10 protein-coding genes are annotated in these 16,471 nt (G+C 64.8%); 6 read left to right on the top strand and 4 right to left on the bottom strand.

Annotated elements, in window-relative coordinates:
* The first annotated feature begins 47 nt into the window (after positions 1-47).
* The 3 genes from Rhe02_RS51115 (at position 48) to Rhe02_RS03745 (ending at position 3,391) form a co-directional block, all read left to right on the top strand.
* Complete coding sequence (locus Rhe02_RS51115; RefSeq protein WP_239123310.1) at positions 48-524, top strand: hypothetical protein; 477 nt, start codon at positions 48-50, stop codon at positions 522-524.
* A gap of 115 nt (positions 525-639) precedes the next feature.
* The gene (locus Rhe02_RS03750) at positions 640-1,107 is read left to right on the top strand and encodes a hypothetical protein (RefSeq protein WP_203906622.1); all 468 of its coding nucleotides are present in this window, start codon (positions 640-642) and stop codon (positions 1,105-1,107) included.
* Complete coding sequence (locus Rhe02_RS03745) at positions 1,004-3,391, top strand: putative bifunctional diguanylate cyclase/phosphodiesterase (protein ID WP_203906621.1); 2,388 nt, start codon at positions 1,004-1,006, stop codon at positions 3,389-3,391. Before Rhe02_RS03750 ends, Rhe02_RS03745 begins: the two co-directional genes overlap by 104 nt.
* A gap of 81 nt (positions 3,392-3,472) precedes the next feature.
* Here the strand turns inward: Rhe02_RS03745 and Rhe02_RS03740 are convergent, their stop codons facing one another.
* Positions 3,473-4,669, bottom strand: a complete 1,197-nt coding sequence (locus Rhe02_RS03740) for a Kelch repeat-containing protein (protein ID WP_203906620.1) — start codon at positions 4,667-4,669, stop codon at positions 3,473-3,475.
* Positions 4,670-4,873: 204 nt separating this feature from the next.
* Between Rhe02_RS03740 and Rhe02_RS03735 the strand changes: the two genes are divergently transcribed.
* The 3 genes from Rhe02_RS03735 to Rhe02_RS03725 are packed head-to-tail and all read left to right on the top strand — an operon-like array spanning position 4,874 to position 7,022.
* Positions 4,874-5,650 carry a hypothetical protein gene (locus tag Rhe02_RS03735; protein ID WP_203906619.1) on the top strand — a complete coding sequence of 259 codons (777 nt, stop codon included), beginning with the start codon at positions 4,874-4,876 and terminating at the stop codon, positions 5,648-5,650.
* 36 nt (positions 5,651-5,686) lie between these two features.
* Positions 5,687-6,550 (top strand): amidohydrolase family protein, encoded by an 864-nt coding sequence (locus tag Rhe02_RS03730; RefSeq protein ID WP_203906618.1) that lies wholly within the window; start codon positions 5,687-5,689, stop codon positions 6,548-6,550.
* 28 nt (positions 6,551-6,578) lie between these two features.
* Complete coding sequence (locus Rhe02_RS03725) at positions 6,579-7,022, top strand: hypothetical protein (RefSeq protein WP_203906617.1); 444 nt, start codon at positions 6,579-6,581, stop codon at positions 7,020-7,022.
* 158 nt (positions 7,023-7,180) lie between these two features.
* Here the strand turns inward: Rhe02_RS03725 and Rhe02_RS03720 are convergent, their stop codons facing one another.
* From Rhe02_RS03720 to Rhe02_RS03710, 3 genes are all read right to left on the bottom strand, one after another.
* On the bottom strand, positions 7,181-9,454 hold the full coding sequence (locus Rhe02_RS03720; protein ID WP_203906616.1) for a type I restriction-modification system subunit M/S: 2,274 nt from the start codon (positions 9,452-9,454) through the stop codon (positions 7,181-7,183).
* Between the two features lie 4 nt (positions 9,455-9,458).
* Positions 9,459-10,133 carry a hypothetical protein gene (locus tag Rhe02_RS03715; protein ID WP_203906615.1) on the bottom strand — a complete coding sequence of 225 codons (675 nt, stop codon included), beginning with the start codon at positions 10,131-10,133 and terminating at the stop codon, positions 9,459-9,461.
* Between the two features lie 484 nt (positions 10,134-10,617).
* A complete protein-coding gene (locus Rhe02_RS03710) occupies positions 10,618-16,377 on the bottom strand; it encodes an ExeM/NucH family extracellular endonuclease (protein WP_239123308.1) in 5,760 nt (1,919 codons plus the stop codon).
* Positions 16,378-16,471: the final 94 nt, after the last annotated feature.

Raw genomic sequence — 16,471 nt, 5'->3', positions numbered from 1 at the left:
CCCGCAAGGAGCCCGATGGGCTCTGTTGCCACCTGACTATCAAAGGAATGAGAATGCACGAAGTCTCCGATGCCCGCTCGCATCGCGCCGTCGCCAAGCCGATCCACCGTCGTTGGGTGACTCTGCTCGCCGCCCTGGGCGTGCTCATCGCCGGTCCGACTGTCATATTGGCTCAACCGGCGGTCGCCGCCCCAGGCCCGATCAGCTGGTACTGCAGCCAGGTAACCGAGACCCCGCACGAAAGCGGTGGCTGGATCGAGTTCCGCGGCCACCTCAACTGCGGGGATTACATGTTCAACCGGGTCGAGATGACAGTCATCGCTTACCGCGACGGTGGCATCGCCACCAGGACCAAGATCACGTGTTACTACCCCACGGTGGGTTACTGCTTCGGCAATCTGTGGCTCTCTGACCCAGGTGGCAACCAGCGTTACTGCAACTACGTTTCCACCTGGGCCTGGCTCAAGAACGGCGCTTCCGGCAGCTTCCAGGGCAAGAGCTGTGAGGACTGGAACACCCCGTAGCCCGCGAAAGGGAGCGGTGCCGGAAGCCATCCGACACCGCTCCTGTTCCGCGACTTCAAGGGGCGATGACTCCGCTGACGGGAACTGTCAGTGGGGGCGGCTTAGGCTGCCGGTCATGAACACAGACTTCGACTTTGAGAACGGCTCCTGGACTGTCGCGCACCGGCAGCTCAAGGAGGTTTTCACCGGTTGCACCGAATGGACTGAGTTTTCCAGTACCTGTGAGGCGCATGGGTTCTTCGCTGGCGCGGGAAGCTTCGAGGAGCACATCTTCCACTCGACCGGCACGCGTGGGGTGGCCTTCCGGTTGTTCGACCCGGCCGCCGGGCACTGGGCGATCTACTGGGTGAGTAGCAGAGACGGAAAGCTGCAGCCACCGGTCACCGGCCGGTTCGTCGATGGGGTTGGCCTGTTCGAAGGCGATGACGAGGTGGATGGCCGGCCGATCAAGGTGAGGTTCCTGTGGTCGGAGATTACCGATGTCGCCGCCCGCTGGCACCAAGACTTTTCCAACGACGGCGGCGAAACCTGGGAAACCAACTGGATCATGGCTTTTACCAGGGTGGGCGAGAAACCGGTTTAGCAAGGTTTATTACACCAATGGGCTAGAGTTTCACCGCTGGCGACCCGATGACGTACACAGTGTGCGATTCCCCGGTGCCGCATCCGGCACAGTCGAGGCCATGCTGCTCGATGGTGCATCCAGCTGGGGTGTGCTCATATGCCTGACCGGCGCAGCCGCCGGGATCACCTTCGCCGCGGCTGGCAAGCAGGCACGCCATGAACTGCTGGTCTCCGCCAGCCTGGCGTTGACTCCCGTCCCGGTCATTGCCGCGGCGTTCGCCTCAGCTCTGGCGATACCGCACCCGATGGCGATTGCGATCGTTTTGGCGGCCTGCCTCGCGGCGGGTGCTGGTCTCGTCGCCACGCTGCTTTCGCGTGCCCAGCCTTCGGCGGCCGGCGGCGGGTGGCGCCGGGATCTGCTTGACGGGCTGCTTGCCGGAGACGGCGTGTTCAGCTTGTGCTGGACGCTGGGTCTGATGAATGGATTCGGGCCTTTCCGGCTCGGTGAACAGCGCAGCCTGATCGGCGCGGCGTTGGCCGGGGTGTGCCTGATTACCGCGCTGTGTCTGGTGACTGTGCTGCGGGCGGGCCGTCCATGGCCGCGCAATGTCACTGTCGCGATGGGATTGCTGCTTATCGTCATCGCCGATGCGATTCTCACCCTCGCTGTGGTCAAGGAAAAGACGGGCATGTGGGTTGCCGGGCCGGCTGCCTTCATCGCGCTCGGATGCATCATTCTTGGCTGGGGTACGAGGTTTCCGCGCCCCGCAAACGCCAGCCCGGGCACCTGGCCGCTGGCACCCTTCGGCGTCTTCCCAGCCTTCCTCGCGGTCGCATCGATCTGCTCGGCCGCTACCATTCAGGCCGTTCGCATGCACAGCCTAGATTTAGGCATCGCGACGACAGGGATCCCGCTAGCGATCCTGTTGGGTCTGCGGATCGCGCTGGCGCTTAGCGAAGCGCGAAGATCTGCGCTTCAGCTCACCGAGCGCGAAGCCGAGTACTGGCGGATGGCAAATCTCGATCCGTTGACGGCCTTGTCAAACCGGCGTCGCCTGTGGCAGGCGCTGGACGAAAGGGCACGGCGGCAAGCGGGTGGCCCATCCTGTACCCTCCTCGTTATTGATCTTGACGGATTTAAGGATATCAACGATCTCAATGGGCATGACGTCGGCGACGAGGTGCTGGTCGAGGTCGGTAAACGGTTGCAGGCTGCATTGGGACCGGACGACTTGGCGATCCGGCTTGGTGGCGACGAGTTCGCGGCATTGATTTCCGCGAGCCAGGACAGGGCGGGACGTGCCGCTGTGCGCTTGCTTTCCGCACTCTGCCGTCCGTACCAGGTGGATGGGGTAACGGTCCACTTAGGAGCGAGTATCGGCTACGCCGACAGCGTGACCGCCAAGAGCCCCAAGGAGTTGATGCGCAACGCGGATCTGGCGTTGCGCCTGGCTAAACAGCGGGGCAAAAGCCGGATCGAGGCATTCGATGTGGCCTATGACAAAACGCTGCAACGCCGGCTTGTCATCGAGCACGATTTGCGTGGCTCGGGGAAACGCAAGGAACTATCGCTCGCCTATCAGCCGATCGTTGACCTCGCGTCGGGCCGCATCGTGGGTGCCGAGGCCCTGCTGCGCTGGCAGCATCCCCTCCTGGGAGCGATCAGCCCAGATGAGTTTGTGCAGATCGCCGAGGAAGCCGGCCTTATCGGTGAACTAGGCGCGTGGGTGATCGAGCACACCTGCCGAGAGCTCGCGGCGTCCTACCGGCGCGGCCGCACGCTTTGGATGTCAGCGAACGTTTCCCTGCGGGAACTGCGTGCGCCCCGGTACGCAGACCGGATCGCCGCGACTCTGCGACGTCACGGTGTGCCGCCCAGCCTGCTGGTCCTGGAAATGACCGAAAGCGCTGCCGCCCAAGACATCGCCCAGCTGTCCGGTGTCCTCCAAACATTGCGGGCGTTGGGGGTGCGGATAGCCCTCGATGATTTCGGCGCCGGCTACTCATCCCTTGGCCAGTTGCGCCGCCTGCCCGTCGACATCCTGAAGATCGACCGGGAACTCGTGGCCGAGCCACCGCGAGCCCCGGCGCTGCAGGACGCTCCGCTCGTAGACGTGATTGTCACCCTCGGCCATCGTCTTGGCTTGCAGGTGATCGCGGAAGGAGTGGAAACCGCCGGCCAGCGTGAGGTCGTCGAGTCGGACGGATGCCAGCTTTGCCAAGGGTTTTATTTCGCCGGGCCGCTGTCGCCCGGCGAATTGGACCGTCTCTTACAGGAGCAGCCGGCATACGCCCCCGTTTAAACAACGGAGAGACGTCAAGGGTGGAAAAGACCGGAGCCGGGCTGCTCCATGCGGAGCGAGCCCGGCTCTTGCCATTTGTCACTACAGAAGCCGGGTCTCCAGGCTCTCCACCGCGGCTACGGCGGAACTGGTGTCGAAGCCGGTTTCCAGGCCGCCCACCGCGTACACGCAGGTTCCCCAGTGCTGGAACGAGCACGGCGCAGACGACGCACCCAGGAAACCCCGGCCCGTGGGCATGTTGGGCAGGGACGTCCAGCTGTCGGTGGCGGGGTTGTAGGACTCTGCCGTCTGCAGCCCGGCACCGCCGTTGGCGCCACCCACGGCGTAGATGCAGGTTCCGGTGGAGCCACCCGCGCGTGGCCCCGGTGCGCATGGAGCGGCGGCCGCCGCCAGCACGTTGCGGGCTGTGGGCATGACCGGCCGGGTCGTCCAGCTGTCGGTGGTTGGGTCGTAGGACTCCACGGTGTCCTTGAAGCCATTGTTGTAGCCGCCGATGGCGTAGACGCAGGTCTTCCGGGCGTGCGCTTGGCCGTCTCCGCGGCTCTGCACGGATGGGCATTCAGCGGTGGCTGCCGCCAGCGTGTCCCGGGCCGCAGGCAAACCGGCCGCGGTGCTCCAGGTGTCGGTCCTCGGGTGGTAGACCTCCACCGCGGTCAGCTGACTACCATTGGCATCCTTGCCGCCGATGGCGTAGATGCAGGTTTCAGCGGTGTGACCCGACCAATCGCCCGACCGGGCCGCAACGCTCGGGCAGGGCGCGGCAGCCGCCGCCAGGAAGTATCGCGCTGTGGGCATGACAGTCCGGAGGGTCCAGCTGTCGTTGGCCGGGTCGTAGGACTGCAGCGTGTTCAACACCACGCCGCCGGCATCCCGGCCGCCGATCGCGTAGACGCAGGTTTTGTTACCACCATTGCCTTGCTGGAGCGGGCATGGCGCGGCCGCCGCGGCCAGTTCGCGTCGAGGGGAGATCGGGCTCAGATCCGTCCACGTGTTGCTCACCCAGTTGTATGCCTGGAGAGTTCCGACGACGGAGATATTGGGGGAGTCACCGATCTGCCCGGCGACGGCGTAAACACAGTCAAGGACACGGTGCGTTGCGGGGCATGGCGCGGTGGCTGTCGCCAGCGCTCCTCGGGCCGGGGACAGCGCGGCCGGTGGGGGGTCCGTCCACGGATTGGCCGCCGACGCCGGGACAACTCCCGACATCGATCCCATCGCACCCAGCAACGCCACCAACCCCACGCGTTCAAGCCAGCGCCCAAGGCTATTCCGATGCATCCGTACTTCTCCTGTCTCATCCGCGATCACACGGCGGTCGCTCGGGTGATGGTGCCCGTTACAGTCAGACACCGCTATTTTCGGAGCATACGGGGTGTTCCGAACCTGCATTCTGTTTTGTTGTTAATTGACCGATTCGGCCTTCCTATTGGCTGGCTCGCGCAGCGGCTGCGGCATTGACGGGGATCGACTATCGTCGCGGTCGTGGCGGAGATCTTCAATCTGGTGCTCGGGCGCGCGGACAATCTGCTGGTACGCCAGCGCGGTGTTGAGGCATTCGGCCGGGTGCCCCGGAACCTGTTCGCTCTCGGTGGTGGGTGGCAGCGGCTCGACATCTGGCAGCCAAAGGGGTCCATGCCGGAGTTCCCAGGCCCGCAAGCGGTTCAGTTCCTCGCCGAGTCCACCGGCGCGCCTGTGCTCACGGCGCAGATATCGTCGGCGGGCGGCTGCGCGGACGTGTGGGCGGCGACGCCGTCGTGGGGCATGTGGCGCGCCCACCTGCCGCGGCAAAGCAGCCCATGCGGCTGGGAGCACGTTCTGCCTCCGTCCAAAGGCAACATCGAGCACCTCATGGCCAACGTGGTGGAGTGGGTCGAGGCCGCCGGGCTGACAGCCGATCTGGCGGAGGTCAAACGGTGGTTGAGTGGCGAGTCAGGTCGCGACGCGGCCTGGGATTCGGTTCCTTACCTGATCGACGCCCTGGGGCTGCCGCACGACGACGCCAATCTCGTTGAGCCGCTACTGAACATTCGGGAACCTCCATTCAGCCGAGTCTTCGACGCGTTCGACGACGCGTGGTGGGGGGAGAAGCGCTGGAGCACCGAAAGTGTTTTTTCCGAGTTTGTTTTGCCTTTGTACGGCGAACGCAGGCGGCTGGCACAGGACGTCTTCGATTCGATGTACCCGGAAGGGCCGTACACAGTCGTAGAGCTGACCGATCGCCTCAACGATCTCCACCGGCGAGGCGGCCTTCGAGATTAGCGACACCGAGCCGACGGGGTGATCGATACTGGGTGGATGGGGCAGCGGGGCCGGATCCCTTACGAGCGCTACTTCGAAACCTCGGTGGTGCCCGAGCCTGGCGTGCCCTTGCACTCATACGCGTATTTGCGGCGGCTCACTTTCGAGATGGTGGAAACCTCGCCGGTGTGGGATGCGCATGCGCATCTGGGCCGAGACCGGGATGGGCGTTCGCTGGAGCTGGACGATCTGCTTCGCGACCTCGATGAGTACCACGTTGACGGCACGGTGGTGTTCGCGTTCGACGATCCCGACCAAGGCGCCGATTTTCAGGTGCCCAATGAGCGGATCTGGGCGGCATACGAGAAGGCCCCCGACCGCCTCATCCCGTTTATGCGGCTGAACCCCAATGGGCGATGGGAGCCGGAGTACAGGCGCTGTCTTGATCGAGGTCACCGCGGGATCAAGCTGCATCCGCGGGCACAAGACTTTTCGCTGGGCTCGCCGGCGGCCCGGGAGGTGTTCGGCCGAGCGGCGGCCGACGGCCTACCGGTGCTCGTGCACACCGGCTACGGCACGGGGGCGGTCTCCACAGAGCTGGCCGCGATCGCCCAAGAGCTCCCCGACCTGCGCCTGATCCTGGGCCACTCGACCTTCATCGACATGCCGCGGGCGGTCGCGGTGCTTGCCGCGTACCCAAATATCTATTTTGAGACTTCGGTGGTGCGGGCTTACGACCTGTTCGAGGTGTTGGACACCATCAGCCCTTTGCGGGTTCTCTACGGTTCCGACCTGCCGTATGCGAGCAGCGCGAACTCGCTGCACGAGTTGGCGGTTATGGCCGACATCGTCGGTGTTGAGGCCGCCCACTTCGCGGACCTGTTCGGTGGCAATCTGCTGCGGCTGCTTGGGCGGGGGTGATCAGGCGTTGCCACGCGACGGAAGGGTGTTGCTGCAAGGTACTGATCCGCTGCAGATCTGCCAGGAGGTCGTGGCGCGCGGGCTGCACCCGGAAGGGGTCGATGTCGATACCGGTCAACAGGTTTTGCCTCTGGTCCTCGACGACAGACATCATCTGCTGACCTGGATTCGGCTGTACTCGCGGTGCCTGACCGCAAGCAGCCTGTTTCTGGCGGGCGCGGTGGACAGGTGTGCGTGGGAAATCGAGGCGGCACTGATCGCAGCGCAGGACGCCCCATGCTTCCTCGACGAGATATACCTCGCCGAGCTTCGAGCCCTGCTCCGCTCGGCGCAGCAAGAGGTGTTAGCCGGCGAGACCGGCATCGAGCATTACGGGCCCTACGTGTCACTCACCATGGCCGAGAATCTATGCGTGACCCGGATGATTCGCCGCGAGGTCCACGCCGACCGGCGGCGATACCCGAGGACCTAAGGCCCCCTTCATTTGTGTGGCGCTGACCCTGGTGCCAGAAAGCGGGAAAGAAATGGCCGGCTATCGCCCTGAGGACGTCGAGGGTTAGTGCGGATCGGGCGTGGAGTTCGGGCCTGATCTTGGGGCTTCATGTGAGCACAGGTACCTGGGGATGGGGCTCAGAAGGTTCTCGTGGACCTCTCGGGACCAGGGACAAGTGAGTCCCCCAGAATGCTGACCAGCAAGCCCGTAACGGCGGCCAGCTTGGCGTGGGAACGCGCCTGCTCGGCGATGGCGTCCAACGCGTTGCCTATCGATGCCTGCCGCTCTATAGGCGGTATGGCTACTGGAAGTCGTGCCAGGGCTCGAAGCGCGATAGTGGGGACCACGGTTCCGCTAGCGTTGCGTTCGATCCATCGGCGAGCCGCCGATGACGCCAACGCGTGGGCTAGGTATGACGGCAGGACATCATCCCCGCAGCGCAGTCGGACAAGCCCTGTTGAGAGCAACCATCCTTCTTGCTCATGGTCGACGCGAGCAACCCGGCCCAAATCACCGACCCGAGTGCAGACCACGTCGCCTGCTTCCAGCCGGTAGTCAGCGAACTTCTCGGCAATCTCGATCGATACGGTCACAGGAGCGTCGCCAACGATATGGCCGCCCCGGAGGTACTTGGGAAGGAGCACAGGCACACCGTTGCTGAGGCGATTCTCGGCGCGCACTTGGCTCCCAGACGGACCCGCCTTCATCTCGCAGAGCAGACCCAGGTCGATAGTGGGCCAGGTTTCCGGCAATTCATTACTAGGGAAGGTGGTCAAATCTGCGACTTGCGCAGCTATATCCCGGATCTGTCGCTTGAGGTTTAACGACTCTCGCATAAGTTCATGAACCCTCGTATGCGCTGTCGAAGGATTCCGCCCGACCTCCTCCGGCTCGACATAGCTTGAGGGATTCAACACATACTCGTGTCGCTGTATCTCGGAGTGCGATACCGAGCGGGCGAAAGACGGAATGTTGACAAATTCACCTTGCAACCATTGCTTACGTACGGCGACGATCTTGCGGGCTTCCTTCTCCGTGAAGGTACGGCTGCCGCGCGCGCTACTCACACCGAGGTCAGACGCATCAATGAACAGCACCTCATGTGGACGCACCGAAGGCGCTCCTAGGAGCCACAGGCATGCCGGAATACCTGTTCCCGGGAACATTCGCGGAGGCAAAGCAATGACGCATTCAACTACACCGTCGTCCACCATTGCTGCCCGGATCGCACGCTCCCTGGGATTGGTCGCAATACTCGCATTGTTGGGCATCACCACCGCCGCTTGACCACCAGGCCGAAGTGAAGCAAGGACATGCTGCATCCAGGCAAAATTGCCGTTGTGGGCTGGAGGTTCCCCATAGCGCCACACACGGCCAAGTAGCGCCCCCATAGGGAGGCTCATATTGAACGGCGGATTGGCGAACACCATATCGTATTGCTGAGGAACGTTTTCCCGCTCCCACCAGTATCCTGTGAGGATCGTTGGATCGGAGCCGTGTAGCCGTAAATTGATTTGTGCGAGCGAGCAGAGACCATAATTTGCATGTTGACCATGAACCGTAACCTGTTGGTAGTCGAAACCTCTTGCCCCCATATGGGCCACGGCCTCGTCTAGAAACTCACCCGCTCGGCAGAATGGATCGTAAATACGAGACGTTGACGAAGACGGAGATAGCAGGTCAATCGCCAGTGTGACGATCGCCCGCGGCGTAAAGAATTCCGATGACTTGTGTCCTTGGGCTTTCGCGTGCTGCTCAATGAGTTGGACGAACAGCTCCGCCGATGGCGGTCGCTGCGAAGCAACCTCGGGACGGCCTCTCGTAGAATGACGTATCTCATCCATGACGTCGATCGCTGAACGCAGTGTGTCTGGTCGTACCGACCCGCTGGTGAAGGGCGTGGTGCCCGGCTCTTCTCTGACCACCTGTTGCCAGGCTTCATCAAGCAGGTGCTGATTTGGCGCAGCCCAGGATTGCAGGGCGAGCTCCCTCCACATCGAGGGATGCCGGGCCTGAAGATAAATTAGCCGAGCCACAACAGCGAGGTACTGGTCCGGCGTGAATTCTCCCCTCAAGAGTTCAGCTAGCCGCCAAAACCCAGCGTCAACGGAAGGTCTCTGTGGCGCCACGGGCATTGACTTGGCTACCGGTACAAGACCGAGACTGCGGCGGAACCTCACACCGTAGTCCTGCCCGTCAGCCTCACTGTCCATCAGACTGCTCGCCGGGATCTTCCGTCCGTCAAGCCAAGTCGCTACAGCAAGCGCGTCGAACAGCTCTGAGTCTCCGGCTCGTGTCGGTGCGGGAAAGTCAGCGTGCCGGCTAATCCAGTTGGTGACGGCGGCGCGCTGCACGCCTGCGTGCCGAGCAATGTCTGTCCGGCTGATCAAAATCGACTCTTGCTCGGCCATCGGCTTAGAATCTCGGCAACCGCGAGCCGTCACATACCGCTTGGCGATCGGCGAGCACGAATTGCACACGGTCCAACGCGTTTGCTTCCTTCGCGGAGGCACGGTCGATGTATTGGATCAAGCGGTAGATCTTCCGATGGTCTGCCGTCAGGTCGCGATGGTGGATTGGTTCATGGTGCATGATTCGGTTCCGAAGGAGCCGCATGGCCTCCAGGTTGTCGTGCAAGTCCTTGCGTCGACCGCGGTAGTGCGGGAACGCTCTATGGAGAATCGGTACCCACAAACGACGGTCATATTGAGAGCCCCTACTGTTGCTCAGCAGGGAGGTCCAGAAACCGAACGACAGTTGAGCGACGACATCGTCAGCTGCTACCGATGCGTTTCCTCGTCTTCGGCATTTGGCCCGCGCCTCAGCGACCATTCGTTGACCGCTGGCCGTGAGCGGAGCCGCATCCCACCACATGTCACGTGCATAGGCTGATCGAAGTTGTACATCCAGCGCGTTGCGTGGCCCGAGCTCGAGGCAGTGGAGCGGGCCGTAGAAAGCCCCGGAGACCTCGATATTCCACCAGTAGAGCCGCTCAGCGACAGCGACATCGCCGTTTGCCGCAGCAACATAGACGTTGAGGCGTGGATCTGAGAACGCCCGACGCATCCAGCCGGACAACGGGGCGCTCATGGAGACCTCTTTCAGCGGCATAGCAACGGGACAAGCTAGGTGCTAAACTGTCTCTCGTATGCCCCGGGTCCGCCTCTGCTTGCACGCCTCCCGGGGCACGGCTTTGCTCTGCCGAACCGATCTGAGGATAGGTTCCGGCGGCACATCTCCTCCATGACTAAGCGCTCTGTGTCCGGTTCGCAAGCCGTAGATTGCTACGCGCTTTCTGTGTACACGGCACTACCGCGTGTAGGGCTGACGGCTGCGTCGGCGAGAATCTTTACAAGGCGCAACGAGTGACCTAGTCTATCAAGACAGGATCGGAAGATCGTTCATCCATGAAGGCCAGGCGGTCATCACTGCCGCCTGGCCGCCAATTGCTCACTACCTCGCCCGACTTTGAAGCCAGGTGTAGAAAAACGCTGCGTTGCGTTGTTCAACTCGTGCCGATGGCGAGCCGTCCCAGGGTACGAGGTTCGGACGGCCCGCCTTCGAATGTTGGGTGCTAGGTCAGGGTGATTGGGATAGTGAGTTGTTGGGTTGGCAGGTCGCGATAGGCCACCGAGATGGTGATGGTGACTTGACCGGTGTGCCCGCCGAGCAGGCGTGGCACCGTGAACCACGGCAGCACAAACGTTCGGCTGAACGGGTCGAACAGCACTCGGGTGGGCGGTAGCGACTGCGCCCCGCTCGCTGCGACGGACAACCGCCCGGACAGGGTTAGTAGCAGCGACTCGCCAAGTGGGATCGGGTTGCCGTCGATGTCTACCAGCTGGAAGGCAATCGGGACAAGCGATCCGGCTCGGATTTGGGCGCCGGAGGTGGGGGAGACCGCCCTGATGCCGTACCGCACGGCCTGGGTCATCGATCCTTGGCTGGGCAGGTAGGAGGTGCCGCCGAGGTAGCTGGCCGTCACCTGGTGTGCCCCGGGCTTCAGGGTCGAGTGGGGACTGCTGACCGCGACCCCGCCGGAGAGGGCCACCGGGCCGCCGAGTGGTTGCCCGTCGACGGTGAACTGTACCTGCCCGGTCGGGGTGAACGGACCCGTGACCGTGGCGGTGAACCGGACCTCACCCTCCACAGTGGAGGGATTGGCCGAGGAGACGACCGTGGTGGTGGTCGCTGCCCGGGCGATGGTCACCGCGTAGGCCTGTGAGGCGGTGCTGGCCGCGTTCGCCGCGGTGATGGTGAAGGCGAATCCACCGCCGGTGGTGGGTGTCCCGGTGATCGCGCCGTCGCTGGACATCGCGAGCCCGGGTGGCAATGAGCCGCCGGTGAGGGTGAAGGTTACCGGACGCCCGCCGGTGAACGGAACCGTCGCGCTGTAAGGTGTTCCGACCGTGCCGTCGGGCAGGGAGCCGTCGAGCACCACCGGATCGATTACCGCCAGCACGGTCGCCTCCGATGTGGAGGGTTGCAGGTTGGCGTCGCCCTCGAACCGGGCGGTGATGGAGTGTGGACCTGAGGGCAGAGTCACGGTCAGCGTCGCCGGGCCTGTCCCCAGAATGGTTGTCCCGTCGAGGAAGGTGACCGGTCCGGTCGTAGCTACGGGTGCCGAGACGGCAGCGGTCAAGGTGACCGGGTTGCCCGTCACCACCGGGTTGGGGGTGACTGTCAACGTCGTGGCGGTGCCGCCCTTGCCCACGTGCACTGAAACGGAGTGCGTCGCCGAACCGTAGGGGTTGCCTGCCCGCACGGTGAAGGCGAAATCACCAGCCGCCGTGGGGGATCCGCTCAGCGAGCCATCCACCCCGAGGGTGAGACCCGGTGGCAGCGAACCGCTGTCGAAGGTGACCGTGGCCGAACCCGTGCCACCGAGGGTGAAGGCGAACGAATACGGCTCGCCGACCACACCGCCCGGTGGCGTGCCGCTGATCGTGGCGGGCAGGCCGAGATCGAGCGCCGCCAGCACGGGATCGTGGTCGCTGGTGCGGAACCGATCCGGAGCGTAGAGCGAAGCGATTTGGCCCGCGCTCTTGAAATCGGTGTTGTAGTCGAGCACGGACGGCTCGTCGGCGTTGTGGTGAGCGTCCGCGGCCCCGGTCACCTGCGGGGTGAGCGAAGCGGAGACGAGCACGTAGTCGAGGTAGCCCCACTGGCCGTCGAAGACGTAGGAGTAGGCATCGTTGCCATGGAAGGCCTTTACCAGGTTGGTGTACCCGTGTCCTTCCAAAGCCGCGATCGGATCCTCACCGGCGTAGGAGTTCAGGTCGCCGACGATGAACACGTCCGGGTCGCCTGCGGCCGGCACGACCGTGGCCTGAACCCATTGCGCCAGCTCGTTTGCCTGCTCGGTGCGATGTGGGTTCCAGCAGCTCTGCCCATCACCCTGGTCGGTGTCAGGGCCCGAAGCCGGGCAGGAGCCCTTCGACTTGAAGTGGTTGGCGATGACAGTAAACCGCGCCCCCGCGTTGTTCTCAAAGGTCTGCGCCACCGGCCGCCGCTCGAAGAGCGGATTCTGATCGACGAAGGTTTTGCCGGGTACCGGATGGACCGAAGCCGGCCGGTAAAGCAATCCCGCTTTGATGGCGTCTGTCCCCGCCACATCGACCACACCGGTGCCCGCATCGGCGTCAATGAAGGCCCACGCGCCCGGGCCGTCCGCCGCGTTGAGCGCGTTGGCTAGCGCCTGTACCGCGCTGCTCGGGCCGTATCCATCGTTTTCCATCTCCATGTAGCCGATGACGTCGGCGCCCAGGAACCTCAGCGAGGCAACCTCTTTGGCCAGCTGCCGCTGATATTCGGTGGTGTCGTTGGCGCCCCGGCAGTCGGTGACGCCGCCCAGCGTACCCAGATGGCAATTGGTAAAGGTGTTGAAGAAGTTGAGCAGGTTGGCGCTGGCCACCTTGATCGCGCCGGAGCCGACCGCCGGTGGAGTGTCCGGCCGCGGGTTGGCCTCGTCGAAGACGGCAGCGCCGCCGAGCGCGCCGATCGGTCGCAACCGGTAGGCGTTGGGGCTGGCCGCATTGCCACCGAAGGTGTATGTCAGCACCCCGATCGGATCGGTGACGGTGTCGCCGCCGCGCAGCGTGTTGCTGGCCGACAGGGGCTGCCCGGCTCGGCCGAAGATGATCGGGTCCGGGTTCTGGTTCTGCAGCGCGTCGTCGATGATGAGGCGGTTGAGGTTGTTGGCCTGCTGGGCCGCCGCGACCGCGGCCGTGTCGGTGGCGCGGATGTCGGCCGTGGGCTGGCGCAGCCGCCCGCCGGAGGAGACGACGACCTGACCGAACCGGCCGAGCTGGAAGTGTTCGGTGACGGTGAGGTTCTGGTGGAATCGCACCAGCATGCCCTCATAGCGTTCAAGGGTGTCAGCCGCTGCCACCGGAAGTGTCACATCCGTCGGAGTCACGGCCGCCTGCGACCCGCACGAGTCGACGCCGCCGGCCGAGGCGGTCAGCTGCGTCTGGCCCTGGAACTCGGAAACCGGGCCGGTCACCTGCACCACGTCGCCGAGCGAGACGAGGTTGGCGCTGGCGTCGAAGACAAATACACCATCTGATGTGGACGGATTGCCGTCGCCGCTGTCCTGCACGAAGAAGCCGCGCAGCGCTGGGGTTGCCCCTTCGTAGTCACCCACGACGGTGCCGCGGATCGACACCGTTTGCCCAACACGCGGGCTCACATCGGTGACACCTTGCACTGAGCCGATACTCACCACAGTGCCCGTGCAGGCCGGTGGCGCGCCGATGGTGACGGTTGCGCTGGTCGACTTGCGCAGCACCGTCGGCAGGTCCTTGGCGATTGTGCCGTCGCCGTAGAACACGGTGTCGCCGGAGTCGGTGAGCACCTGGACCGTGCCCGCTGTGGCGTTGGGCAGGATGACCTCTGGTTTACCCACGGCCGCAACGGAATCCAGCGATCCCGCGCGTGGCAATGGCTGGCTGGCCGGGTTGCCGTCCCAGGTGTAGAACTTGAAGTCGCCACTGGCCGAGGTCGGCCCGGCGATGATGACGTACTCCCCGCCGATCTGGCGGATCTCACGGATGCCGCGCCCGCCCAGGTCCCAGAGCAAGGCGGTGCCGAAGGCGGCCGCCACACCGGTGGTCGGGTTGGCGGTGACGAGCGCGGCGGCGTTGGTCACCGGGATCGCGATCGCCTTGCCGTCGCCGGTGAGTGGGCCGCGGAAGCCGAGCAGCAGCGTGGTGCCGTCGGCGAGGAACTCGGCGCCCTCGATGTTGAACCCGCTTGGGGTTTCTTCTGGCGCTCGGGTCGCTGCGGCGGCCAGACCCAGTGCGTCCCCGTTGGCCTGATCCCAGGCGATGAGGTCGTCGCGCAGGTGCTGGTAGCTACCGCCGATGGCACCGGAGGTGTTGGTGGTGAACAGTTCCTGGCGGTTGAGCCGGGTGTTGCCCGAGGAGTTCTGGCCGTGGGAACCGACCCAGAAGATGACCGATCCGGTACGAGCCGAAGCCTCGATGTCGATTTCCCGAGTGGGGTCGGTGTCGCGCAGCGCCAGTCCGCCCGCCCGCAGATCGATTTCCTGCGACGGGTAGCGCGAGTGGGCCCGGTCGTAGACCCGCAAAACATTGGTCTCGTCGTCGGCGACAAGCATGGTGCCGTCACCGAGATCGATCGCGGTGCTGGCATCGCTTGCGCCGTAATGGTTGTGGGTTCCCGCCGGGAGCGCGCCAGAGACGGCGACCGGGAAGGTCGAGCTCGCCTGCAGATCGCCGTCGGAAACGGTGACGGTCAGGGTGGCCTGGCCCACGCCTACCGGGTTCACTGTCAGCGTGCGCGTCCCGCCCGTGCCGGTGGCCCCGCCGGTGGCGACCGCAGCGTTGCTTGTCGTCACGGTCACGGTCAGGCCCGAGACCGGGGTCTGCGCATCGTCGACCTCGACGGTCCGCAGCGCGGGCGGGTTGTCGGGGTCGCCGACGGTCAAGGCGAGCGGCTGAACCGGCGACGGGGTGATCGTGGGCGCGGTGTTGGGTGTCGAGGTGACCGTCACGGTGGCGGTCCTGCTGTCGGCTGTCCCGCCCGGCCCGGAAACCCTTACCCAGAAGGAGATCGTGGCCGCCAGTGGCGGGGTGGTGTAGCTGGCCGAGGTCGCGCCCGGGATCGGGTTGCCGATATCACCGGCGGTACCCGCATACCACTGGTAGGTCAGCGGCCCGGTGCCGCTCGCGTTCACGCTCAGGGTCGCGGTGCCGCCCAGCGGGACAGTCGTGTCCTGCGGCTGGCCCGTGATGATGGGGGCGGTGGTGGTGGAGGTGGGCGCGAAGGCGACACCGCGCAGCGCCGTGTTGGCCGAAGCGGTGGCCAGCGTGGTGGCGGTCGCCGAGATGGTCGCGTCGAAGGCGGCCGTGTCCTCAATCCGCACGAGCTGAGCGGCGGTAGCGCTGGTGGTGGCGAACAGGGTCGCGCTGGAGCCGGTGACCGCCGCGGTAAGGCCGCGCGCCCCGCTTCCATTGGGGCGCAAGGATCCCCGCGCCGTCCAGGTGGATCCGTCGAAGGAGAACTTGAGGATCCCGCCGTTGGGTGTGCCCGAGTCGTCGGCGACGTAGAGCGTGTCCACGCCGGGCACGGCCGGGCTGCGATCCAGCACCGCGAATGCGTAAGGGCTGGGAACCGCTGTCGTCAAGGCGGGTGTCTGCCCACCGGTGGACGGCAACCCGGCCCCGACCGAATAGACGCCCGTTGTGCCGCTACCGGTGGAAATGTACAGCTGCCCGCCCGCGATCCCCACCGTCCTGATGTTGGTGGGCGCCGCGCTGTTGATCTGCGTTGAGGTGCCGGCGCTGCCCAACGCCGCGAGGCGGACGCCGCCGTTGGCGCCGATGGCCCAGAAGCGGCTGCCGTCGTCGCTCACCGCACCGCGAATATTGTTGCCGCTGAACGTGTCCGTGATGGCGGTCGTGGTGTCGGCCCCGCCGTCCCCGCCGACCCGCGCGACCACGCGGGCGACCGTGGCCGACGAGGTGCCCGCCACGCTTGCCGTCCCCGGATCAGCGTCATATCCGGCAAGCGTTACATAGTGCTCATCGGCTGACAGAGACAGTGCTCCTTCGGTGGTGGCCGAGCCGCTCATCGTCAGGCGTCGCTGACTCCCCGCGGTGGCGGCGGGCAGCGGCACGGATTGCACCAAGCCACCCGCGGGCGTGTACTCATCGAGGAACACCGGTGCGGCAGCGCTGCTCAGCGCGGACGCGCCGGAGCCGACCCGGAGGACCACAAGATTACCGGCCGTGAATCCGGCAGCCCTCGCGGGCAATGGTTCAAGGCCAACCGCGGCCGGGATGAGCAGTAACGCAAATAAGATCCGCAAGGCGTGTTGCTTGAGCACCGGATTACCTCCGTCGGGATGGGACAGACAGCTAGGTAACGTTAAGTGAACGCATGCCTACATGAGAAGCCCGGCG

The sequence above is a fragment of the Rhizocola hellebori genome (assembly GCF_016862955.1).
GTDB classification, from domain to species: Bacteria; Actinomycetota; Actinomycetes; order Mycobacteriales; family Micromonosporaceae; genus Rhizocola; species Rhizocola hellebori.
The sequence above is the reverse complement of the archived record's forward strand: the minus strand, read 5'-3'. Positions and strand labels throughout refer to the sequence as shown.

Bases quoted from the DNA above. Each gene is read 5' to 3' on its own strand.
- Rhe02_RS03720 (WP_203906616.1), bottom strand. From the start codon at position 9,454: ATGGCCGAGCAAGAGTCGATTTTGATCAGCCGGACAGACATTGCTCGG.
- Rhe02_RS03730 (WP_203906618.1), top strand. From the start codon at position 5,687: ATGGGGCAGCGGGGCCGGATCCCTTACGAGCGCTACTTCGAAACCTCG.
- Rhe02_RS51115 (WP_239123310.1), top strand. From the start codon at position 48: ATGAGAATGCACGAAGTCTCCGATGCCCGCTCGCATCGCGCCGTCGCC.
- Rhe02_RS03750 (WP_203906622.1), top strand. From the start codon at position 640: ATGAACACAGACTTCGACTTTGAGAACGGCTCCTGGACTGTCGCGCAC.
- Rhe02_RS03715 (WP_203906615.1), bottom strand. From the start codon at position 10,133: ATGAGCGCCCCGTTGTCCGGCTGGATGCGTCGGGCGTTCTCAGATCCA.
- Rhe02_RS03745 (WP_203906621.1), top strand. From the start codon at position 1,004: ATGTCGCCGCCCGCTGGCACCAAGACTTTTCCAACGACGGCGGCGAAA.
- Rhe02_RS03740 (WP_203906620.1), bottom strand. From the start codon at position 4,669: ATGCATCGGAATAGCCTTGGGCGCTGGCTTGAACGCGTGGGGTTGGTG.